Annotated in this window: 20 protein-coding genes and 1 tRNA gene; 13 read left to right on the top strand and 8 right to left on the bottom strand. The window is 51.5% G+C overall.

Going from position 1 to position 23,145, the window contains the following annotated elements; genetic code table 11:
- The 5 genes from BZG14_RS10470 to pspF form a co-directional block, all read right to left on the bottom strand.
- Nucleotides 1–767 (bottom strand): ATP-binding cassette domain-containing protein (locus BZG14_RS10470; RefSeq protein WP_077608689.1); only part of this gene is annotated, 767 nt, incomplete at its 3' end.
- Nucleotides 767–1,654: a putrescine export ABC transporter permease SapC gene (gene sapC, locus BZG14_RS10465; RefSeq protein ID WP_069361473.1), complete on the bottom strand. Its 888-nt coding sequence runs from the start codon at nt 1,652–1,654 to the stop codon at nt 767–769. The genes BZG14_RS10470 and sapC, both read right to left, overlap by 1 nt.
- The gene (locus BZG14_RS10460; RefSeq protein ID WP_069361474.1) at nt 1,641–2,603 is read right to left on the bottom strand and encodes an ABC transporter permease; all 963 of its coding nucleotides are present in this window, start codon (nt 2,601–2,603) and stop codon (nt 1,641–1,643) included. Before BZG14_RS10460 ends, sapC begins: the two co-directional genes overlap by 14 nt.
- Nucleotides 2,604–2,606: 3 nt before the next feature.
- The gene (gene sapA / locus BZG14_RS10455; protein WP_077458060.1) at nt 2,607–4,226 is read right to left on the bottom strand and encodes an ABC transporter substrate-binding protein SapA; all 1,620 of its coding nucleotides are present in this window, start codon (nt 4,224–4,226) and stop codon (nt 2,607–2,609) included.
- Between the two features lie 124 nt (nt 4,227–4,350).
- Complete coding sequence (gene pspF / locus BZG14_RS10450; RefSeq protein ID WP_077608688.1) at nt 4,351–5,373, bottom strand: phage shock protein operon transcriptional activator; 1,023 nt, start codon at nt 5,371–5,373, stop codon at nt 4,351–4,353.
- A 209-nt stretch (nt 5,374–5,582) separates the two neighbouring features.
- Here pspF and pspA point away from each other — a divergent pair, with 209 nt between their 5' ends.
- The 7 genes from pspA to BZG14_RS10415 all read left to right on the top strand — a co-directional run bounded on the left by pspA (nt 5,583) and on the right by BZG14_RS10415 (nt 11,828).
- Entirely contained in the window at nt 5,583–6,251 is a 669-nt protein-coding gene (pspA, locus tag BZG14_RS10445) for a phage shock protein PspA (protein ID WP_077608687.1), read from the top strand.
- Nucleotides 6,252–6,272: 21 nt separating this feature from the next.
- Nucleotides 6,273–6,503 (top strand): envelope stress response membrane protein PspB, encoded by a 231-nt coding sequence (pspB, locus tag BZG14_RS10440; protein ID WP_046073483.1) that lies wholly within the window; start codon nt 6,273–6,275, stop codon nt 6,501–6,503.
- Nucleotides 6,500–6,889 (top strand): envelope stress response membrane protein PspC, encoded by a 390-nt coding sequence (gene pspC, locus BZG14_RS10435; protein ID WP_077458066.1) that lies wholly within the window; start codon nt 6,500–6,502, stop codon nt 6,887–6,889. The genes pspB and pspC overlap by 4 nt, the downstream gene beginning before the upstream one ends.
- A gap of 50 nt (nt 6,890–6,939) precedes the next feature.
- On the top strand, nt 6,940–8,331 hold the full coding sequence (locus BZG14_RS10430) for a YcjX family protein (RefSeq protein ID WP_077608686.1): 1,392 nt from the start codon (nt 6,940–6,942) through the stop codon (nt 8,329–8,331).
- Nucleotides 8,332–8,342: 11 nt separating this feature from the next.
- Nucleotides 8,343–9,362 (top strand): YcjF family protein, encoded by a 1,020-nt coding sequence (locus BZG14_RS10425; RefSeq protein ID WP_077608685.1) that lies wholly within the window; start codon nt 8,343–8,345, stop codon nt 9,360–9,362.
- 320 nt (nt 9,363–9,682) lie between these two features.
- Nucleotides 9,683–11,224 carry a transcriptional regulator TyrR gene (gene tyrR, locus BZG14_RS10420; protein ID WP_069361481.1) on the top strand — a complete coding sequence of 514 codons (1,542 nt, stop codon included), beginning with the start codon at nt 9,683–9,685 and terminating at the stop codon, nt 11,222–11,224.
- On the top strand, nt 11,205–11,828 hold the full coding sequence (locus BZG14_RS10415; RefSeq protein WP_241824656.1) for a GNAT family N-acetyltransferase: 624 nt from the start codon (nt 11,205–11,207) through the stop codon (nt 11,826–11,828). The genes tyrR and BZG14_RS10415 overlap by 20 nt, the downstream gene beginning before the upstream one ends.
- 103 nt (nt 11,829–11,931) lie before the next feature.
- Here BZG14_RS10415 and pyk read toward each other — a convergent pair whose 3' ends face one another.
- Complete coding sequence (pyk, locus tag BZG14_RS10410) at nt 11,932–13,377, bottom strand: pyruvate kinase (RefSeq protein ID WP_069361483.1); 1,446 nt, start codon at nt 13,375–13,377, stop codon at nt 11,932–11,934.
- A 158-nt stretch (nt 13,378–13,535) separates the two neighbouring features.
- The gene (locus BZG14_RS10405) at nt 13,536–14,390 is read right to left on the bottom strand and encodes a MurR/RpiR family transcriptional regulator (protein WP_046073477.1); all 855 of its coding nucleotides are present in this window, start codon (nt 14,388–14,390) and stop codon (nt 13,536–13,538) included.
- A 332-nt stretch (nt 14,391–14,722) separates the two neighbouring features.
- On the opposite strand from BZG14_RS10405, the gene BZG14_RS10400 reads away from it, so the two are divergent.
- From BZG14_RS10400 to BZG14_RS10375, 5 genes are all read left to right on the top strand, one after another.
- Nucleotides 14,723–15,577 (top strand): NAD(P)H-binding protein, encoded by an 855-nt coding sequence (locus tag BZG14_RS10400; RefSeq protein ID WP_077608683.1) that lies wholly within the window; start codon nt 14,723–14,725, stop codon nt 15,575–15,577.
- A gap of 673 nt (nt 15,578–16,250) precedes the next feature.
- Nucleotides 16,251–16,937, top strand: a complete 687-nt coding sequence (locus tag BZG14_RS10390) for a TetR/AcrR family transcriptional regulator (protein WP_069361486.1) — start codon at nt 16,251–16,253, stop codon at nt 16,935–16,937.
- 166 nt (nt 16,938–17,103) lie between these two features.
- Nucleotides 17,104–19,404: an acyl-CoA dehydrogenase gene (locus BZG14_RS10385; RefSeq protein ID WP_077485669.1), complete on the top strand. Its 2,301-nt coding sequence runs from the start codon at nt 17,104–17,106 to the stop codon at nt 19,402–19,404.
- Nucleotides 19,405–19,615: 211 nt separating this feature from the next.
- On the top strand, nt 19,616–20,818 hold the full coding sequence (gene fabV / locus BZG14_RS10380; protein ID WP_077485671.1) for an enoyl-ACP reductase FabV: 1,203 nt from the start codon (nt 19,616–19,618) through the stop codon (nt 20,816–20,818).
- A 140-nt stretch (nt 20,819–20,958) separates the two neighbouring features.
- Nucleotides 20,959–21,049: transfer RNA gene (locus BZG14_RS10375), tRNA-Ser, on the top strand.
- A gap of 194 nt (nt 21,050–21,243) precedes the next feature.
- Here BZG14_RS10375 and BZG14_RS10370 read toward each other — a convergent pair.
- Nucleotides 21,244–22,203, bottom strand: a complete 960-nt coding sequence (locus BZG14_RS10370; protein ID WP_077458082.1) for an integron integrase — start codon at nt 22,201–22,203, stop codon at nt 21,244–21,246.
- 331 nt (nt 22,204–22,534) lie between these two features.
- On the opposite strand from BZG14_RS10370, the gene BZG14_RS10365 reads away from it, so the two are divergent.
- The gene (locus BZG14_RS10365; protein ID WP_077608681.1) at nt 22,535–23,011 is read left to right on the top strand and encodes a GNAT family N-acetyltransferase; all 477 of its coding nucleotides are present in this window, start codon (nt 22,535–22,537) and stop codon (nt 23,009–23,011) included.
- Nucleotides 23,012–23,145 lie beyond the last annotated feature (134 nt).

Here is a 23,145-nt window from a genome sequence, read left to right as displayed (position 1 = left end):
TCGGTATAGGGGTGATGCGGCGTCGTCAAAATTTGCTCGCGGTTACCCGATTCCACTGACTGGCCACAATACATCACGGTGATCCTATCAGCCCAACGCGTCACCAAGGTCAGGTCATGACTAATCAGCAAAATGGTGGTGTTGGAGAGCTGATTGGTGCGACTCAGTAAACGAAATATCTGCGCCTGAGTAATGGGATCTAACTCGTTGGTCGGTTCATCGGCAATCAATAGGCGAGGGCGGTTGGCAATCGCCATCGCAATCATCACCTTTTGAYACTCGCCATCGGTCAGCTCGTACGGGTAGCTTTCCATGACTCGCTTGTGATCCTTGATGCCCACTTTATGCAGCAAGGCAATCGAATGTTGTTTGCGCCAATTCAAACGCTGCCACCAACTGCCTGAGAATGAAGCGGGCGGAATCGCCTCTTCAAGCTGATGTCCCACCACTTCGGAAGGGTCAAGACAGGTGGAAGGCTCTTGGAAAATCATCGCAATGTCTTTGCCGACCACATGGCGGCGCTCGCGCGCGGGTAGTTCTAATAGGTCGATATTACCCAAGCGTAATCGGTCGGCGGTCACATGCCATTGATCCTTAGTGACGCCGCAAATGGCTTTAGCCACTAAGCTTTTGCCCGATCCGGATTCACCCACCAAGCCACGAATTTCACCATCATTGATGGTTAAACTCATACGATCGACGGCTTTCACCATGCCTTGTGGGGTTTCTATTTCTATGGTCAGGTGTCGAATATCAAGTAACGGCATTATTCAGTTCCTGCGTTGATGGCTTGGCTGATCCCCTCACCCACTAGGTTAACAACCAACACACTGAACGCAATCGCCATTCCAGGCAAAGTGACCGTCCAAGGCGCAGTGAAAATCAGCTCGACAGAATCCCCTAACATGGCGCCCCATTCAGGCGCGGGCGGCTGTGCCCCAAGACCTAAAAAGCCGAGTGCCGCCACATCAAGAATGGCGACAGAAATCGCGCGGGTAATTTCGGTACTCAGCACAGTGACGATATTGGGCAAAATCGAGTGATAGAGCAGATAAAAATCATTGGCTCCATCTAAGCGCGCGGCAATGATATAGTCTTTCCCTATTTCATCATGCACCGCGGTATACACGGCGCGAATGATACGTGGGATCAGTGATAGCCAAATAGCGAGTAATACTTGGGTTTCTCCCACACCTAAAAACGCCACCACGATAATGGCCAACAATAATGATGGAATAGAAAGGATACTATCTAGGATATGGTTTAATACACTCGACTTGAGTCCCTTGGTCATCCCAGCCAGTACGCCAATCGCCACACCGACCAGCGACGCGGCCAATGCGGTGATCAGCGCATAGCCAAAGGTGAGTCGAGAGCCCGCAATCAGGCGTGAGAGCATATCGCGGCTCAGATCATCGGTCCCTAAAAAGTACTCAATTTGCCCTGATTGCACCCAAGAGGGCGCCATCAGTAAGTGACCTGTTTGATGCTGCGGGCTCCACGGGGCGAGAAGGGGGGCAAATAAGGTAACAAGGATGAGCCCAACCAGGCACCAAAAGCCAATCACCGCAAGCTTGTTGCGACGAAACGCATTCCAGGTGCGCTCGAATTGGGTCGGGATATGCTGTTCAACGTACACACTATTTGAGGGCATACCATTTTTTCCTTACCAGCGGGTTCATAAAGGCCCCCAATACATCCGAGATGATATTAATCAGTAATACAAACCCACCAATGACCAAGACGCCGCCTTGTACTGACACATAATCTTTAGCGATGAGCGTATCGAGTAGCCAGCGCCCAATCCCAGGCCAGTTAAAGACTGACTCGACGATGATCACAAAGGTCACCATAGTGGAAACCAGTAAACCAAAATTAGGGATGATCGGTGGAATGGCGTTTTTCATCCCGTGACGAAGCACGATTTCCGTTTTTGATAGCCCCTTGGTCGCGGCGGCTTTGATGTAATTCTGTCGCATCACATAGGCCATAGAGTCGCGTACCATTTTAATGATCTCGGTGGTCGGGACCACGGCAAGCGTTAGGGTCGGTAACACCAGGTGGCGGACAATATCTGTTGCGGCCTTGCCTTGTAGCGGTAAGTCTGACAGCCACAAATCCACCAGCGCGAAGCCGGAAATATGCGGGATTTCATACAAAAGGTTATAGCGCCCAGACACCGGAAACCACTGTAAGTCGAGCGAGAAAACCATGATAAAGAGGATAGCCAACCAGAATGTAGGGATGGAGAACACCACCAGGGCAAACGAAGAAATCACTTTATCTGCAGGCCCTTGGCTACGAATGCCAGCCAGCGTGCCCAATGGCACGCCCACAATCAAGCTAATAAAGAGCGCGGCAAAGCATAGCTCTAAGGTCGCGGGTGCGACGTGCGCCAGTGTCTCGACAACCGGTGAGCCATTGGCGGCTAAGCCGAGGTCGCCATCAAGCAGTTGGCGAATGTAGTAGATCCAGCCTATCCAGTAATCAAATTGGTGCCAATTTGAATGGGGTGCCAGCAACATAATGTTATAGGCGACCAAGGTCAGGATCACTAGGGTGATTAAAAATAAGTTGAGGCGTCGTAACGTATAAATCAACATCGGTTAGCGCTCCCGCGACACATCGGCGAAACTGTCGGCCCCAAAGGGCGTCATTGTCAGTCCGGTTAGGCTGGCGTCACGCACTTGATGCTGAATGCCGTGGGCCAGGGGAATGACGGGCATGCGACGGTCAAGGATAGTTTGAGCTTCCTGATATAACGCCTTGCGCTTGGCTATCTTGTCCGTGGCAATCGCCTGATTTAGCGTTTGGTCAAAAAAGCGGTTACACCAGTTAGAGATGTTCCAGCCCGTAAACTTCGCGTTGCAGGTGAGCAAAGGACGTAAAAACGTATCAGGATCGCCATTATCGGCGACCCATCCCGTTAATACCATATCGTGGCTGTCATCACCTTGGCGAATTGACGTGCGATTGACGGTTTTCTCCGGGATAATATCGACGTCGATACCAATTTCTCCCAAGTCCGCTTGGATTAATTCCGCGGTTTTACGTGGGCTGGGGTTAAACGCCGTGGGTTTAAGCGGCACGGTTAAATCGACACTGAAACCATGACGATAGCCCGCTTTGGCAAGTAATGCCGCGGCCAGCTTGGGATCATACTGGGTTTTTCGATTAGGATCATAGGCCCATGACATGGGTGGCAGTAAGCTGGTGGCCGGCGCGCCAGTGCCATAATAGACCGAACTGAGCAGCGCCCCTCGGTCAATCGCTAGGTTAATCGCTTGACGTACTGCCACTTCCGATAACGCAGGGTGGCGGGTATTGAGCGCAATAAAGGCCACATTCATCCCTGTTTGCGACGATAAACTGAAGCGCTCATCACCGACGACCACGGGAAGCTGGCTCGCAACGGGCGAGGCGAGCACATCACACTCGCCCGTCAGCATTTTTGCAAGCGTCCCTGTGCCGCGCGTGGAAACATCAAACACCACCTGTTCCATCGGCGCAGGGCCTTGCCAGTACTGCCAATGGCGGCGCAGTCGAATAAGCTCGCGCGGCTGGTACTCCGCCAGCGCGAAAGGGCCGGTACCAACCGGATAGGTATCGAGCTTCTCTGGTGTGCCCGCCTCCAGCAATTGGTTGGCATACTCTTTTGAAAGGATCACTGAAAAGTTGGTAGCCAAGGTGGAGAGAAAAGAGACATCGGGCCGAGAGAGGGTAAATTGCACGCGGTAGGTGTCGAGCGCTTTAACGCTGGTCACCAAGCCGGCAAAGTTCATGCTATCAAACCACGGATACTGACCACCGGAAATGTGATGAAAAGGATGGCGTGGGTTAATAAGGCGACGAAAGGAAAACACCACATCGTCGGCGTTGAGGTACCGCGAAGGGGTAAACTGAACACTGCGATGAAACGCGACGCCACGACGCAGAGAAAAGGTGTAGGTTTTACCATCATCACTCACCTGCCAGCTTTTTGCTAGCATCGCCTCGGGTTGATACGTCTCGGGATTGAGTCGCAGCAGACGGTCATAAAGCTGACTCGACAAGGTATCAGCCGTGAGGCCGCCATCGGTCAACTGAGGGTTAAAGGTGTTCGGCTGGCCAGGGCCACAAAACACAAAGCCACGATTGTCGGCCGCACGTTGATCGCTGGCAGCGTCACAACCTGCAAGGAGCAGCCCACTCACCCCCAGGATCAAAAACTGGAAAAAAACGCGCATAAACCAAGTGAAATCAGCTATCAAAGTAAACCCCGTAATCTACCACCGAAACGGCTTTACCACCAAGCAAAGTAGGGGCTATCTGGTGTTTCTTTGCATTGGGGGTGTATCTGTGTCCGTACACTCAGCGCATCGGGTCATGCGCGTCGTGTTGCCCCACGTTATGTTTTCGCAGCAGCCCCCTAAATTGATGGTAGCTTAGGCCAAGTAACTGCGCGGCCTTTCTCTGATRATAGTTGGCTTGCGACAGCGCCGCTGTGACCAAATCGCGTTCTTGCGTGGTTTGCCATTGTCGGAGGTCGAGTGGCAGAGGGGGCAGTGAGTCGGCTTTGGTGGTGGAAGTGGCCGCAGTGACCGCAGAATGAGCCCGCTGCCAAGGCGGTGAAAAAGGGTCTAAACAAATCGTGTCGATGGGCGTGTTGGGATCATTGTGACGGGAGAGGGCACGCTCGACGGCATTTTTTAATTCACGCACATTGCCTGGCCACGTATGCGTTAACAATTGAGACTTAGCGTGCTCGGAAAAGCCWGCAAATAACGCGTAGCCAAGCTCCACGGCCATTTTCATCGCAAAGTGCTCAGCCAATAACAAAATATCTTGCTGACGCTCGCGAAGTGGCGGGAGGTGAATGACATCAAACGCCAGCCGATCAAGCAAGTCGGGTCGAAAGCGGTTCTCATGTGCCAATCCAGGTAAGTCTTCATTAGTGGCACAGATAAGGCGCACATCGGCACGCAGAGGAGACGTGCCGCCAACACGCTCGTATTCGCCATATTCAATCACCCGCAGCAGCTTTTCCTGCACGCCCAATGGTGCGGTGGCGATCTCGTCCAAAAACAAGGTGCCGCCTTCCGCCCGCTCAAAGCGTCCCGCATGTCGGCCTTTGGCGTTGGTAAAGGCGCCGGCTTCGTGGCCGAACAACTCTGAGTCGATCAATCCTTCGCTGAGTGCGGCGCAATTTAAACTCACCAACGGTTGCGACCAACGGGCGGAGAGATAATGCAGGCGCTGTGCAATCAACTCTTTCCCGGTTCCGCGCTCACCCATAATCAGCACTGGACGGTTAAGCGGTGCCAGTTGGCTGACATGATCCAACACGGCGAGAAAACGGTCCGATTCACCCAATAAATTGTCTTGCTCACGCATGGCGATTTTTACCAAATAGTGGTTTTCTTCATCATGGTCTTTTTAGCAGAGTAACGCAATCCTTTTTAACTTATTGAAAATAAACGCCTTAAAAGTTGGCATGGGATTTGATTACAGTTGGGTGTGTCAGAGCCGAGTACCACGGGTTAACGCGCCATTGGCTTTAACCCTAGGGCTCATCAATGAGGAAGTGTATTAAGGAGTTTATGATGGGAATTTTTTCGCGTTTTGCTGATATTGTGAATGCCAACGTCAATGCTTTGTTGGATAAGGCAGAAGATCCACAAAAAATGATCCGTTTGATCATTCAAGAAATGGAGGACACCCTCGTTGAGGTGCGTACCTCGTCGGCAAAAGCGCTAGCCGATAAAAAAGAGGTCGCGCGTAAAATTGAAAATATCGAGCGTCAGATCCAAGAGTGGCAGGATAAAGCCTCACTCGCCTTGCAAAAGGATCGTGAAGACCTGGCTCGTGCGGCATTGATTGAGAAGCAAAAAGCACATGATGTTAAAGTTGCGTTGGATGAAGAGCTGACGCTGATCAACGAAAGCGTAGAGAAGCTTGCTGGCGAAATTGCGGCATTAGAAACCAAGTTAAGCGAGACACGCGCACGCCAGCAATCACTGACTATTCGTCGTGAAACCGCGGGTAATCGTCGCGATGTGCGTCGTCACCTTGGCAGTGGCCGCGCCGATGAAGCGATGGCGAAATTTGAACAATATGAGCGCCGTATTGACGAACTAGAAGCAGAAGCGGACAGTTATCAAGTCGGCAAGGGCAAAGGCCTAGAAGACGAGTTCGCTGACTTACAAGCGCAAGATGAGATTGAAAAAGAGCTGGCGTCTTTAAAAGCCAAAATGAAAGACAACCAATCGTAACCAAGGCCACAAGGAGCGGACATGTCATCATTATTTCTCGGTTTCCCACTGGCGATTTTTCTGCTGTTTGTCGCCCCGCTGTGGTTATTTCTGCATTACCGCAGTAAGCGTCAAGTGGCGCAAGGCCTGAGTGGGCAAGATTACGAGACACTGCAACAACTGGCGCAACGTGCCGAAAAGCTGCAGGCGCGGGTTGATAACCTAGAACGTTTATTGGATGCAGAAGCCCCCCACTGGAGGCAACGCGCATGAATAGTACCTTGTATAGAGATCCAGAAAATGGCCGCATCGCTGGGGTGTGCGCCGGGCTTGCCAATCACTTTGGCATGGAAACTTGGTTAGTGCGCATCCTCACTGTCTCGGCGTTTTTACTCGGTTTTGGGTTCTTTGTGGTGGTCGCTTATATCGCGGCGGTACTGATCCTGGATAAAAAGCCGCCAGAGGTCAGGCAAGAGCCGAGTGCCGCGCAACAAGAGCATCAAGTGAAGCAAAAACCTTGGCAGTCAGGAAAATCGGCGAGCCAATTGATTGCCGATCTCGACCGCGAGTTTAGCCAAATGGAAGATAAGGTGACGCACATGGAAGCCTATGTGACCTCTTCGACCTTTAACGTCGACCAAGCCTTCAAACAACTCTAACCTCGCTGCCCTGTTTGGGCAGCTTGGCCAATTAGGAGCCATATCAACCTATGCCATCAGTGAAAAGGCGTGTGAAGCAGTGGGTGAGCCGTGGGGCTGACCGTCATGTTCGCCTCGCGGTAACCGGTCTTTCTCGTGCGGGTAAAACCGCCTTTATTACCTCTCTCATTAATCAACTGACGCATTTAGGCACCGAGCCCAACTTACCGCTGATGTCATTGGTGCAACAGGGGCGGGGCTTGGGTGCACGTCGAGAGCCCCATCCGCACATGCATCTGCCCGCGTTTGATTACGACAGTGCCATGCAGGCGCTTCATCAAACCCCACCGGTATGGCCGTCACCGACACGTGATGTCAGTGAAGTACGCCTCGCGGTGCGCTATCGCCCCCAGTCGGCAGCACTGAGGGCAATCAATGAAATGGCCACGCTATACGTGGATATTGTCGATTATCCGGGGGAGTGGCTGCTCGATTTGCCTTTGTTAAGCCAAAGCTACTCGCAATGGTCGGCCAAACAAGCAGGGCTACTCACTGGTCGCCGCGGCGAGCTGGCGGATACCTGGACAASCAAAGCGGCGGCGCTTGATCCATTTGCCCCGGCGGATGAAAAAATGCTGGCGGACATTGCCGAAGACTACACCGCGTTTTTGCATCAGTGTAAAGCGCACGGAGGCTTGCACTGGGTGCAGCCAGGTCGATTTGTGCTGCCAGGTGAACTAGCGGGCGCGCCTGTGGTGCAGTTCTTCCCATGGGTGGGGAAACAGGACGAGCAAGCGTTGGCCAAAGCCGGGAAAGACTCCAACTACGGTGTGCTAAAAGCGCGCTACGACTATTATTGTGAGCACGTGGTTGCTAATTTTTATCGCGAGCATTTTGCCAAAATAGACCGGCAAGTGATCCTGGTGGATACCTTGCAGCCCCTGAATGCCGGCCCCGCGGCGTTTCATGATATGCGTCTTGCCGTTGAGCAGCTGATGCAAAGCTTTAAATATGGCAAATCAGGGTTGATGAAACGACTGTTTTCACCACGGATTGACAAGGTCTTGTTTGCGGCCACTAAAGCCGATCATGTGACCCCCGATCAACACCCAAATATGGTGAGCTTATTACAACAAATCGTTCATCAGGCGTGGCAGCAAGCCGCGTTCGAGGGCATTGATATGCGTTGCCAAAGTGTGGCCGCAATTGAAGCCACCACACCCGGTTATGTCTCGGTAAAAGGCGAAAACCAGCGCGCGCTAAAAGGCTTTCTTGCCGACAATTCGCCAGTCACCTTATACCCGGGTGATGTGCCAGCGCAGTTACCTGAAGAGACATTCTGGCAAGCGCAAGGGTTTGATTTTCCCTCTTTCCGCCCTCAGCAAGCCCCCCTGGATGCGCCGTTACCGCACATTCGTATGGATAAGGCATTGGATTACTTGCTGGGCGATAAATTTCGATAAGTGAGAGCGCGATGACGCAATACAAGCCAAAGCAAACTTTTGCACAGGATGTGGATGTAGAACACGACACGGAAAGTCGAATCCAACAAGGCATACAGTTCCAATCGGAAACCGATTTTACCCCTGCACCGAGTGAAGAGTGGGATGCGGAACTTGAAGCGACCCTAACGCCAACACCACGACAACGTCGCCGCGTATGGTCGTTTTTGCTATTAGTGACCGTATTACTCGCGGTGTGGCAATCAGCGGACAGCGCCTATCAAAGTTGGCTGGCGCGAGATTGGTTGAGCCTGGGTTGGCAAGGCCTGTTGGTTGCGGTAGCCACAATCGGACTGGTAATGCTAGGCAAAGAGTGGCGGGCGATGCGCCGCTTGGTGGAGCGTGAAGCGGTACGAGAGCAAGCAGAAGAGCTGCTAAGCAGTAATACGGTGGGGCAAGGAGAACGGTTTTGTCAGCAATTGGCTGAGCAAACCGGGCAGGCGCAAACGGCCGCCTTTGCCAACTGGCAGCAGCAACTGGCGGCCACACATAATGACAGTGAAATTCTGAGCCTCTATGAGCAGCAAGTGCTCAGCGCACAAGATAAAGCGGCGCGTGCTTTGGTCACCAAGCACGCGCAAGAAGCCGCACTCATGGTGGCGGTCAGCCCGTTGGCGGTAGCAGATATGTTGCTGGTGGCGTGGCGTAATTTTTACTTGATGACGCGTATCGCGCAGATCTACGGGATCCAACTGGGCGTTAAAGCACGTTTTCGTTTGCTGAAAATGGTGCTCACCAACATGGCGCTGGCGGGTGCCAGTGAGGCGATGACCGATGTGGGCTTTGATGTGCTGTCGGTGAATATCGCGGGTCGCGTATCAGGCCGGGTGGCGCAGGGGCTCGGTATTGGCCTGCTCACCGCGCGGTTAGGGCTAAAAACCATGACATTGATGCGGCCACTGCCTTGGCATGGTCAAGCCGCGCCCAGCCTGTCGCAGCTTCGTCGTGAGTTAATCAAGCGACTGGCGGGCAAGCGTCAACAAGATGGGTGATAATGCACGCCGAGAAGGTGGCTGGGAGGCAAGCTCACCAGCCACGCTCGTATTCATAGAATAATCAGTGAGTTAATTGCGTGTTTTCTGTGCTACAAACGTGACGGCGTAAGGCAAAAATCGTATCAGGGCTTGACTGTTCCCCCTAACCCGCTCAAACTCCGCTTCAGTGTCAACTTATCCTGACAGCTAATGCAGCGCAGGCAGCCACGACGATGAATGCTTCAGTAACCCGTTGAAGCGGGCAGAGTTTTAAGTATGCATCGCCACAAGGCTTGCTGCCGGTATTGGGTATCACTGTCAAGTCACAGGAATCCATTATGAGACTGAAAGTCTGTTGTGAAGATAGGATCGGGCTTACCCGCGAACTCCTCGATATTCTGGTGCGCCGCGACATCGACCTGCGGGGTATTGAAATTGACCAGGTCGGGATCATATACCTCAACTGTCCGGAAATTGAATTCGACGCCTTTAGCCAGTTGATGTCAGAAATTCGACTGATTTCTGGGGTCACCGACGTACGCAAAGTACAGTTTTTACCGGCTGAGCGCGAGCACAAAGAGTTGCGCGCACTAGTTGAAAGCCTGACCGATCCTGTGGTGTCGATTAACCTCGATGGCTACATTGATATGGCCAACAAGGCGGCGCAAGACTTGATTGGCTCGAGTGAACACCAACTTATCGATGAACATGCCAACAGCGTGTTTCCCGACTTTCAGTTTGCCCACTGGCTGGAAAAAGAAGAAGCCAGTCAAAGTTGTCGGATGGTGGTGATGGCCGGACTCGACTTCCTCATGGAAGTGATGCCAGTGCACATCAATGACGAAAGTGAGCAGCCTGTATTGGTGAGTGCGGTGGTGCAGCTTAAGCAGGTGGCGATGAATAACACCTCGCAAACCGTGTTCCGTACCCCAAGCGATCATGGGTTTGACCATCTTGTGGGGCAATCAAACAAGTTTAAGCAGCTCATTGGCCAAGCGAAAAAGCTGGCGATGTTGGATGCACCACTGTTAGTACAAGGCGAAACCGGTACAGGTAAAGAAATGATAGCGCGTGCCTGCCACCGTCACTCCTTACGCGCGGACAAACCTTTCCTACTCGTTAACTGTGTGTCTATGCCAGATAACGCCGCTGAAACCGAATTGTTTGGCATGGCGGCCGCCGAAGAAGGCGGTAGTGCCAAAAAAGGCATTTTAGAGCAAGCGGATGGTGGCACCGTATTCTTGTACGAAGTCGGCGAAATGAGCCGCCACCTGCAAGTAAAACTGTTGCGCTTTATGCAAGACGGGACCTTCCGTCGTGTCGGCGAAGAACGCGAGATGCAGGTGGATGTGCGCGTTATTTGTTCGACTCAGAAAAACTTGCCCGAGCTGGTGGCGGCCCATCAGTTCCGTGAAGATCTCTTCTATCGGCTCAATGTGTTATCGCTAACCGTGCCACCACTTAGAGAGCGAACGGCCGATGTGATGCCGCTGGCGGAGCTGTTCGTCAAACAATTTGCTGCCGACTTGGGGCAATCCAAGCCGCGTATCGACGAAGCCTTGGCTGATTATCTGACACATTATGCGTGGCCCGGGAATATCCGCCAGTTACGCAATGTACTGCTTCATGCGATGACGCAAATTGATGCAGAAGTGATGACGATCGATGACGTCCAACTGCCAGAAATTGAAAACACCCAGTTTATGAGTGAAGAATCGATGGATGGCTCATTGGATGAAATCATGAAGCGTTACGAGTCGGGGATTTTGCATAACCTGTATCGAAGCTACCCTTCAACGCGCAAGCTGGCCAAGCGATTGGATGTCTCGCACACCGCGATCGCTAACAAACTGCGCGACTATGGGATTGGTAAAAAGTAAGCCGATGCAGGAAGCCAGTATGTATCAGTCGTCGATTAGCCACTTTCCGCGTTTGTCCGTTGATGAGCTGCGCATTGATGCCATCAGCCATGAAGACGTAACCCGGGTGGTGCAGTACTTTCAGCGCAACCGTGATTTTCTCGCGCCTTGGGAGCCTGAACGTGCGGCGGGCTTTTATACTGAGCAGGGGTGGAAGCGACGCGTGCTGCAGTTGATGGAGTTACAAAAGCATCAGCTGGCGTATTACTTTTTGATTGCCAAGCAAGACTCGCCTCAAGTGTTAGGGGTGATTTCGTATACCAGTGTGATGCAATACCCGTCTTATTCGTGCACCGTGGGTTATTCGCTTGATGAAGCGGCACAAGGACGAGGGATTATGCGTCGGGCGCTTGCCGCGACGAATCAGTGGCTGTTTGATAACGTTCACATCCATCGTGTGTGTGCGTCCTACATGCCATGTAATCAGCGTAGTGCCAAGGTATTGGAGGCGGTCGGCTTTGAACATGAGGGCCGAGCGCGCGACTATTTGTTGATTAATGGCCAATGGGAAGATCATATCTTAATGGCGCACATCAACCCGCACTGGCGACCTAAACCAGATTGACTCGCGAGGGTCTCATTGGGGCATCAGCGGATTCCAACGACAAACATAAAAGGCGACCCAGCTAGGTCGCCTTTTGCTTTTTCAGTGTGCGCTTATCCGCGAGTTATTTCACTGTCAGCACACGCATGGTGTTGGTAGAGCCAATCACTTCCATTTGGTCGCCTTGGGTCATGATCACCTGATCGCCTTCGGCCAAAAAGCCACCTTCTTTCAAGGTTTGCAGGGCGCGCTCCGCCACTTGCAGGCCGGCACCGCTGTCGCTGTCAAAATACACCGGCGTCACACCACGATAGAGGGCGGCACGGTTAAGCGTGTGTTCATGACGCGATAGGGCAAAAATGGGCTTACCGGAAGAGATGCGCGACATCATCAAGGCCGTACGGCCAGACTCGGTCAGTGACACCATGGCTTTCACCCCTTGCATATGGTTCGCCGCATACATGGTGGCCATAGAGACCGTTTCTTCTTGGCTATCAAACTGACGATCGAGACGATGGTTGGAGATATTGACCGAAGGCATCTTCTCAGCCCCGACACACACTTCAGCCATTGAGCGTACCGTTTCCAATGGGTACTGGCCGGCGGCGGTTTCTGCCGATAGCATCACTGCATCCGTACCATCCAGCACCGCATTGGCCACATCCATCACCTCCGCGCGAGTAGGCATGGGGGCGGAAATCATTGATTCCATCATCTGGGTGGCGGTGATCACCAAACGGTTCATGCTGCGGGCGCGGCGAATGAGTTGCTTTTGTACCCCAACCAACTCTGGGTCACCAATTTCGACACCCAGATCGCCGCGCGCGACCATCACCACGTCAGACGCTTCAATAATGTCATCAATGCTCTCATCGCTGATCACGGTTTCGGCGCGTTCGACTTTGGCCACCAAACGCGCGTCCAAGCCAGCATCGCGCGCCAACGAGCGGGCATAGTGCATATCTTGGCCGTTGCGCGGGAAGGAGATCGCTAAGAAGTCGACGCCGATTTTGGCGGCAGTGAGAATGTCTTGCTTGTCTTTTTCGGTCAACGCAGGGGCAGACAGACCACCGCCTTTTTTGTTGATCCCTTTGTTGTTAGAGAGCTTACCGCCTACCGTGACCTCGGTGTGTACCTTGGCCCCTTCAACCGCCAATACCTTGAGCTGTACGCGACCATCATCGAGCAGCAGAATATCGCCATTGGTAACGTCCTGGGGCAGGGCTTTATAGTCAAGGCCGACCGCGTCTTGGTCGCCCATGCCAGGCGAAAGCTCGCCATCCAAGGTGAATTTATCGCCTACCGCCAGGGTGATGGCACCCTCTTTAAAGGTAGACACTCGGATTTTAGGGCCTTGTAAATCACCCAAAATACCCACGTGACGACCAAGCTTCGCCGCAATCGCGCGCACTTGATCGGCGCGTTTAATATGGTCTTCCGCACTGCCGTGAGAGAAGTTAAGGCGAACGACGTTAGCACCGGCGGCAATAATCGATTCCAATACACTGTCTTTGTCGGTGGCAGGGCCGAGTGTGGTAACAATCTTCGTTCTTCTCAGTTTTGCAGACATGATTAACTCCTATATACAGGATGATGTTTTAAGGGATAAAGCAGAAAGGGCAACATCACCGCCAAGTCGTGGATTCGACGAGGTGCYGACACCAGTGTAGCGCATTAAAAACGTCGAATAGATGACACAAAAAAGGAGTGCCAACGCACTCCTCTTAGTTAGGTCAGGGATTCTTTATGAAAGCGTGAATCGCGAATGGCTTCTTTGACACGCTTCAAGTTATCTCTAAATCCAGGCCCGCGGCGAAGCGTAAAACCAGTGGCCAGCACATCGATCACCGTCATTTGCACAACACGGCTGGCCATCGGCATGTATTCGTCGGTGTCTTCTGGCACGTCGAGCTGGATGGTGTGCGAACACACTTTATCTAGCGGCGAGTCGCGCTGGGTGATGCCAATGACGGTGGCACCGTTCTCGCGCGCTAAGTTAGCCACATCGACCAAACTCTTGGTACGCCCTGTGTGTGAAATCATCACCACTACATCGCCGTCATTACAGTTAATGCAGCTCATTCGTTGCATCACGATGTCGTTAAAGCACACCACCGGAATGTTAAAACGGAAGAACTTGTTTTGCGCGTCATGCGCCACTGACGCTGAGGCGCCCAGGCCGAAAAAGGCGATTTTTTTCGCTTGGGTCAGCATATCGACAGCACGGTTAATTTGGTGCGTGTCGATGCTGTTTTTCGCCACATCCAAACAGGCCATGGTTGACTCAAAAATCTTCGCCGTGTAAGCATCTGCGCCATCGTTTTCTTCAACGTTGCGGTTCACATACGGGGTGCCATTGGCCAAGCTTTGCGCGAGGTGAAGTTTAAAGTCTGGGAAGCCTTTGGTGTCGAGGCGACGACAGAAACGGTTAACCGTTGGCTCGCTCACATCAGCCATCTTTGCCAACGTCGCAATACTCGAGTGAATAGCGGTTTGAGGGGAGGCGACAATGATTTCAGCAACTTTTCTTTCAGATTTGCTGAAGTTTTCAAGATTTTTTTGTATTTTTTCCAGAGTATTCATCTGAGTTACCGCTTACGTTCAAGACCAAAGTTAAAATTGTCGCTCGGCGAGAGCGAGCTTCAATGAAGTGTTAAGTGTGTCATTCACCACGGCTTTTGACTGCCGCTTAGTAACAGATAGTCTATCGTCTCGCGGATTGTAATGACATTATTATGACTATCTGAGCATAAAAACTTTGTCACCATTCACGCTTTTAGTTATTTCCTTACATAATTAAGGAATATATTTACAGCGTGAAATAAATAAACGGTCAAAAATCAGTCGAAATGAATAGTGTGAACCATTACATTGAAAAATAATTACGTAACCCTAGGTAATCATAAGGAGCGCGTGTGTCAGGATTGAAAGTTGGAATTTGTGGATGTGGTTGGTTGGGCCAACCGCTGGCGTCACACCTACTTGGCGCTGGACACCACGTGGTGGGGACCAAACGTGAGCCAGCCTCGGCGCAAGCATTGAGCGAGACGCTGGCGACCACCGTGGTGCCGTTTGATGTGATGGCGCCGGATTATCAATCAGCGGCGGCATTGCTCGAGACTGACATCGTGGTGATCAATATCGCGGCAGGGCGTCGTCACGCCGACTTTGATGCATACCGCGATGCTATGTGCGCGTTTATCGACCGCCTGGCCCAAGCAGGCGTTGAGCATGTGCTCTTTATCAGCACCACGTCTGTATATGGGGCGCTTCAAGGACAGGTAACAGAGCAAACCGCGACAGCTGCCACTACGGCGTCAGGTAAAGCACACGAACATATCGAAGCGCATCTGCGCGAAACGTATGGAGAGAAAGGAACCGTCATGCGGCTCGCGGGGTTGATTGGCGGTGAGCGTCACCCTTCAACCATGTTGGCGGGTCGACAAGGCTTATCAGGTGGAAATGAGCCGGTGAACTTGATTCACCGCAGCGATGTGATCGCTGCGATCAGTGCGATTATTCATCAGCGTCAATGGGGTCATACCTTTCATCTGTGCGCGGAACTGCACCCATCAAAAAGTGTTTACTATGGCTGGGCGGCGCGCGAGATGGGGTTACAGCCGCCTGAATATCAGCCAAGTACAGGTGATGGTAAATGGATTGATGCCTCGCAGACGCTGGCGCAATTGGGGCTGAACTTACGCTATGCCTCACCGTATCAAATGATCGCCGACGGTCAGGTAACCTCCGATGACCCGGCCCCAAAATAAAAAAAGCCCACACAAGGTGGGCAAAAATAAAGGTAGAGACAAACAAACTCTAAAGTAAGTAGAAAAAGCAGCAGCAGGTCGGAAAGAAAGAGGAATCACGCTCCCTCACTACTGAGGGGAATAAGGCATTTCTTACCGATGCACCCATTAGGACTGGGCGATGACCAAGAAGTTCCTGATGATTTAAAAAAGTCGATAAATCTTGTCAATTGGCGACAGTTTCGTGATTTTAATCACAATAAAAACGGATTTCTGCACGCGATCTCTTCCATAACCGCGCATAAAAAAGCCCACAAGCAAACGGCGAGTGGGCATAGAAGAAAAGTCTTCTAGAAAAAGCAGTGGCACAAGGTGTGACTGCCAGAAATGCGTATAGGTTCCCACTTTTGTACAAAAAAAGCGCAGCGATGGCTGGGGTAGTGCCTGAACGGGCTGCTTAACCATTTTTATTCAACGCATTACATAGTCAGCCAAGCACGAAAACCCTCCTTCTTTATTTACCAAACAATATACGGTCATGCAGCAAACGCCGGTGTAAAGCCACCTGGCCGCGGTCTCGAAGAAATCACTCAATAATGTGATGTTACTCATGCGATGCGTGTGTGTTTCAGGGTTGTTAAAAGGCATGTCTGCGTATAAAGTTAAACAAGCGTTTAATACAGGTGAATGAACAATGGCAGGACGAGGCGACACCAAAGCAAAAATTCTGGATGCCGCGGAGCAGCTCTTCGCCGAGCACGGGTTTAAAGAAACGTCGTTACGTACGATTACCAGCAAGGCTGGCGTCAACCTTGCTTCAGTGAACTATCACTTTGGCGACAAAAAATCACTGGTGCGTGCGGTGCTCGGACGCTACCTCGAAGCGTTTATGCCAGCGCTCGGTGAACAGCTGCAAGCGCTTTTAGTGCGACCAGAGTGCACGATGGAGCAAGTATTCTCATGTGCAAAGCAGCCAGTGCTTGCGCTTGATGCGTATCGACCACATGGCGCAGCCACCTTTATGCAATTGATTGGCCGTGGTTACACCGATGTACAAGGGCATTTACGTTGGTTTATCACCACCCGTTACGAACACGTGCTGTCGCTGTTTAACCAAGCGGTACGCAAAGCTAACCCTGAACTGACGTCAGAGGCGGTATTTTGGCATTTACACTTCACCCTCGGGGCGGCGATTTTCACCATGGCGTCTAGCGAAGCGTTGCGTGATATTGCCGAAAACGATTTTGGTCGCACCCTCGATACCGAAGCGATCGTTGACCGCTTAATTCCGTATCTAGCAGCAGGGATGAACGCCAAGCCCGCGGCAATGGCACAACAGGGGCAAGTGCTCGCCTTCGCGACGGAGTCACAAGCGGAGTAGGGCAAGCAAAACACATCAAGTGAGGATGCGGTGCGTCCCGCTTATTTGAACCACTCAGCGCAGCGACAGGTGTATCACGGTGCGTGAGGTGCAATGTAAAAACCCGTTCTGGTCGCACAATAACAGTAAAAAGAGTGCAACCATGATCAACAAAAGGACCTGAATCATGAGCTCTCAAACTTCATTACGTCGTTCACTGGTGAGTGATAAAGCGTTTACTTTCTTCAAAAAAGTGCTGCCACCGTTATCCGCCACTGAGCGTGAAGCGATGGAAGCCGGCAGTGTGTGGTGGGACGGTGAACTCTTCTCCGGATCGCCAAACTGGAAGACGTTGCACCAGTATGGTAAGCCAACACTCACAGCGGAAGAGCAATCGTTTATCGACAACCAGCTAGAAACCCTCTTGGCGATGTTGGATGATTTTAAAATTGTCCAAGAGCAAAAAGATCTGCCGGAAGAAGTCTGGGATTATCTGAAAAAAGAGCGCTTTTTCTCGCTGATCATTCCCAAAGAATACGGTGGCCTCGCGTTCTCGGCGCTGGCCAACTCTACCATCGTATCGCGCATTGCCACCCGTAGCTTAAGTGCCGCGGTGACCGTGATGGTGCCTAACTCACTGGGGCCAGGTGAGCTGCTGACTCATTATGGTACTCAAGACCAGCGCGATTATTGGCTGCCACGCTTGGCCGATGGCCGCGAAGTGCCGTGCTTTGGCTTAACCGGCCCAGAAGCCGGATCCGATGCTGGCAGTATTCCCGATCACGGCGTGGTATGCATGGGTGAGCACAATGGTGAACAAGTGCTGGGGATCCGCTTAAGCTGGAACAAACGCTACATTACACTCGCGCCCGTAGCGACCGTGGTGGGCTTGGCGTTTAAACTGGGTGATCCAGACGGCCTGCTGGGGGACAAAAAAGACCTCGGCATCACCTGTGCCCTGGTTCCGGCAGACCACCCAGGCGTTGAAATTGGCGATCGCCACAATCCGCTCAACATGGCATTTATGAACGGCACCACCAAGGGCGAGGATGTCTTTATCCCGATTGATTGGATCATCGGCGGTAAAGATTACGCAGGCCGTGGTTGGCGCATGCTGGTGGAGTGTCTCTCTGCTGGGCGGGGGATTTCGTTGCCCGCACTGGGGACGGCGGTAGGGCATCTCGCCACCCGTACCACAGGCGCTTACAGTTATGTGCGTAAACAGTTTGGTATGCACATTGGCCGCTTTGAAGGGGTGGCAGAAGCCCTGGGCCGCATGGGCGGGTTGAACTACTTAATTGAATCGACTCGCACCCTGACCACCACCGCGCTGGATCAGGGAGAAAAACCGGCAATCATCACCGCGATTTCCAAATACCACATGACCGAAATTGCGCGCACCATCTTGAATGATTCGATGGACGTGCACGCGGGTCGTGCGATTCAGTTAGGGCCACTTAACTACATCGGCCATCATTACTTTGGTATTCCGGTGGCCATCACGGTGGAAGGCGCCAACATTCTTACCCGCAACCTCATGATCTTTGGTCAGGGGGCGACCCGTTGCCACCCTTACGTGCTCGAAGAGATGGAAGCGGCGGCGAACCCAGACCAAGAAGCCGGCGCCCAAGCGTTTGATAAATTACTGTTCAAACATATTGGGCATGCTACCAAAAACAGCGTGATGGGGCTGGTCAACGCGCTGACCGGATCGCTGACCAACCGCGCACCGGTGAGTGGCGAGACGGCCAAATACTATCGTCACCTTACCCGCATGAGTCGTGCGCTAGCGGTGACCACTGATGTGGCGATGTTGTCACTGGGCGGTGAGCTGAAACGCCGAGAAATGCTATCTGCGCGTCTGGGGGATGTTCTCAGCCATCTGTATATGGCATCGGCAACGTTGAAGCGCTATGAAGATGAAGGCCGTCCGAGCCAAGATCTGCCGATGGTGCACTATGCGCTGCAATATTGCCTAGCCCAGTGTGCCAAAGCGTTTGATGGCGCCTTTAATAACTTCCCCGCCAAAGGGGTGGGCCGCAGCCTACGGGGGCTTTTATTCCCACTCGGCATGCACTACAAAATGCCCTCTGACAAGCTGCTTAATCAGATTGCCGAGCAGTTAATGATACCGAGCGCAGAGCGCGACCGTTGGACGCACTTATGCTACGTGGGCGATAAAGCCGACGATCCGGTGGCGGTGATGGATCGTGCCTTTACTGCAATGTGGGCGTGTCGTGACACCGAAAAAGCCCTGATCAAGGCGGTGAAAGCCAAGCAGATTGAYGGCAAAGCCAGCTTGGCGGATCGCTCGCAACAAGCGGTTGACCAAAACCTCATCACTGCCGAGGCCCGTGACAAACTGCTAGAGGCTGATGCGCTGCGTGCTTATGCGGTGCAAGTGGATGATTTTAAAGCCGAATGGTTTACCTCTAGCCAGTTAGAAGGCGGTGCCATTGCCAAGCCCAATCCAAGCAAAGCGGCATAAAGGTCGCTAACTTGCGCGAAAAAGCGTCTGCACCTCGCAGGCGCTTTTTTTATTGGCCTGGCCCTTAGGGCAACAATGCTGAGATCTTGCCCACTATTCTTGCCTGCAACACCTCCAACCACTGGGTATTTTTGCCCTTTTTCCGTAAAAGGGGATGCATAGGCAGGCGTTAGTATTTATCCTAGCCTCAATTTTGTGAGGGACGTTGAATATGATCATCAAACCTAAAATTCGTGGATTTATCTGTACGACCACCCATCCCGTTGGTTGTGAAGCCAACGTAAAAGAGCAAATTGACTACACCAAAGCGCAAGGCCCGATTGCCAATGCGCCTAAGCGTGTACTGGTTGTAGGTGCCTCTAGCGGCTATGGCTTGTCCTCACGCATTGCGGCAGCCTTTGGTGGCGGCGCTGCAACCATTGGCGTGTTCTTTGAAAAACCCGGCACTGAGAAAAAGCCTGGCACCGCAGGCTGGTACAACTCAGCCGCGTTCGACAAATTTGCCAAGCAAGAAGGCCTGTATTCAAAAAGCCTCAATGGCGATGCCTTCTCGCATGAAGCCAAGCAAAAAACCATCGAGCTCATCAAACAAGATCTTGGCCAAATTGACATGGTGGTGTACTCGCTAGCCTCGCCAGTGCGTAAGCTACCTGACAGCGGTGAGTTGGTGCGCTCGTCACTCAAACCTATCGGTGAGACCTACACCTCAACCGCCGTCGATACCAACAAAGATGAAATCATCGAAGCCAGTGTTGAACCGGCTACCGAGCAAGAGATTCAAGATACCGTTACCGTGATGGGTGGTGAAGACTGGGAGCTTTGGATCAACGCCCTTAATGACGCCGGTGTCCTCGCCGAAGGCTGCAAAACCGTCGCTTACAGCTACATTGGCACAGAGCTTACCTGGCCAATCTATTGGGAAGGTGCGCTGGGTAAAGCGAAAATGGACTTAGACCGTGCTGCCAACGCGCTAAACCAAACGCTTTCAGCTAAAGGCGGTAGCGCCAACGTGGCGGTACTGAAAAGCGTGGTCACCCAAGCTAGCTCAGCGATCCCGGTGATGCCGCTTTATATCGCCATGGTATTCAAGAAAATGCGCGAAGAAGGCGTCCATGAGGGCTGCATGGAGCAAATCTATCGCATGTTTACTCAGCGCCTGTATCAAGCCGATGGCAGCGAGCCAGAGGTAGATAGCGAGCGTCGCTTGCGTTTAGATGACCTAGAGCTGCGTGAAGACATTCAGCAGCACTGTCGTGACCTGTGGCCACAGATCACCACAGAGAACCTCGCCGAGTTGACTGACTACAACGAATACAAAGCCGAGTTCTTGAGGCTATTTGGCTTTGGTGTTGAAGGCGTCGACTACGACGCAGACGTGAGCCCGGTAGTGGAATTTGATGTCGAAAACATCTAAAGCCGCTTAGCAAACTCCCAAAAGAGGTCAGCCAAACACTGGCCTCTTTTTTTATTGGCTGAAAGCTAACCAAACGCACTCCAAATTATAGTTTTTCACTTTACAAGCCAACCCCAACCCAATAATATACGCCGCGTTCCGGAGAGATGGCTGAGTGGTTGAAAGCACCGGTCTTGAAAACCGGCAAGGGTTAATAGCCCTTCTAGGGTTCGAATCCCTATCTCTCCGCCACATATCAAAAAGCCGCTGCTTAGTCAGCGGCTTTTTGCGTTTATAACCCCCCGCAAATTTCTAAATTCTGACCCCACCAACATTTTAGACCCCTTTGCCTAAACACACTGCCAAGCGTCTGATAACCTATCCCACAAAAAATCGCGCTGTAAGGCCTTTTGGACGCCGCCAACCAAAGGGCGGTAGCGTGGGCGTTAAAGTAAATCCATTGGGCTTGTTGTACCCGCAAATTGCTGGCCAATCACATGGGTATAGATCTGCGTGGTAGAGAGGTCGGTATGGCCCAATAAGGTTTGAATGGTGCGAATATCGTAACCCGCCAAAAGCATCTGCGTGGCAAAGCTATGGCGAAACGTATGACAGGTAACGTGCTTATGGGTGATGCCGGCCTTTTGTACTGCCTGATTCAAGGCTTTACGCACATTGGAATCATGTAGATGATGTCGGCAAAGTTTATTAGACACTGGGTGGTGGCAATAATTGTAAGAGGGAAAAATAAACATCCAGCCTGTCTTGCGGTACGCATTGGGGTATTTTCTATCCAGCGCGTAAGGCATCGAGGGTCCGATACCTTTTTGATTGTCGCCTTGCTGAATGTCGACAGCTCTTTCACATAATGTATGTAGCTCACCGGCCAATTGATTAGGCAGCAAGGTGGTGCGTGATTTTCCACCTTTGCCATTATGAACAGTGATCGCGTTATGATTAAAATCCAAATCCTTGATGCGTAACCTCAAGCACTCATTGATGCGTAGGCCACTGCCGTACATCAGCCCACAAATCAGCTTATCTCTTGCGCCAAGGTAGGCAAAAATTCTGGCAACTTCTTCTTTACTGAGCACAATTGGAATTCGCGGCGATTTTTTGGATGGACTAAACGCAATCTTACCTAGCGGCTGGTCTAAAAACTGGTTGTATAGAAAGGCCAGTGCATTAAGTGCAACCTTTTGCGTATTCGGTGAAATTTGTTGCGCATTGGCCAAATAAGACAGAAACGTTTTTACATCCTCGTCACTGAGCTCTGTCGGATGTTGCTTGTGATGGAAAAGGATAAATCGGCGCACCCAGTATAGGTAACTCTTCTCAGTTTTGATCGCATAGCCTCGCCGCCTGAGCTCGTGCTGAAGGCTTGCCATAAACGGGCTTTTGGTCATGATCCTTTCCCTCCATCTAAGACTGTTTATTCATACAGCTTATTGGTAGAGAAAGCCAAATAGTGTGCACGCTTTTTCGAGACACATTCACATTATCGCCGAAAGAGAAATTATTAGTTCAATATAATCAAAGGGTTACAAGTTATCCTTTGAGGATAGTGTGAACGCCTTGTCCGGGATAGGCGGCATGCACACTTTCGCAGACAAGGTGATTGCTTCAAGCGTTAAAAATGTGTTTAATTATAGGTAGTTAGTTAAAAAATGACGCGTATAACGGTTTTGACAAATCGAGCACGCGCACTAATACAATGTTATACGATTAAGGAGAGAAATGAAGCCTGATTTACACGGGAGTAGAATTGTTTTGAGGTCAATTCAAACGAATGATTCTGATGATTTGTTTGAAATTTATGGTGATATTAAAACAATGGAATTTGCCTCAGACCCAGTTTTTACATCGAAAGATATGATAGTTCAGATGTTAAAAAACGTCGTCCGTTTGGAGAAATCAGGTGAATCGCTGGAATGGGCGGTTATGGATCAAGCGACAAACAAAGTTATTGGAACCTGCGGCTTACATAGTTTTAGTGATAACGGTGATTCCTGTGAGGTCGGATGCTTACTAAATTCATCGCACTGGCGAAAAGGGTATATGTCTGAAGCTCTTATTTTATTATTTTCTCATGCTAAATCTTTGGGCATTGAAAAATTGTATGCAGATATTGATGAGGGTAACTTTCGGTCTCAAGCTTTGTTTAATAAGCTAGGTTTCAAAGCTAAAAACGGTCAGTTTCAGTGCTTGGTGTGAGGCATCGTATAACAAGAAAATCAACGCGGACTAATAAAGCTTGGCTTGGTTCGCTGCGCTCAAAATTATGGCCAAGCTTTATTAGCCTGTTATTTTGGCGTTAAGTTTTTCAGGAGAGAGTTATCGTGTTATAT

Source organism: Salinivibrio sp. IB282 (assembly GCF_001995685.1).
GTDB classification, from domain to species: Bacteria; Pseudomonadota; Gammaproteobacteria; order Enterobacterales; family Vibrionaceae; genus Salinivibrio; species Salinivibrio kushneri.
The sequence above is the reverse complement of the archived record's forward strand: the minus strand, read 5'-3'. Positions and strand labels throughout refer to the sequence as shown.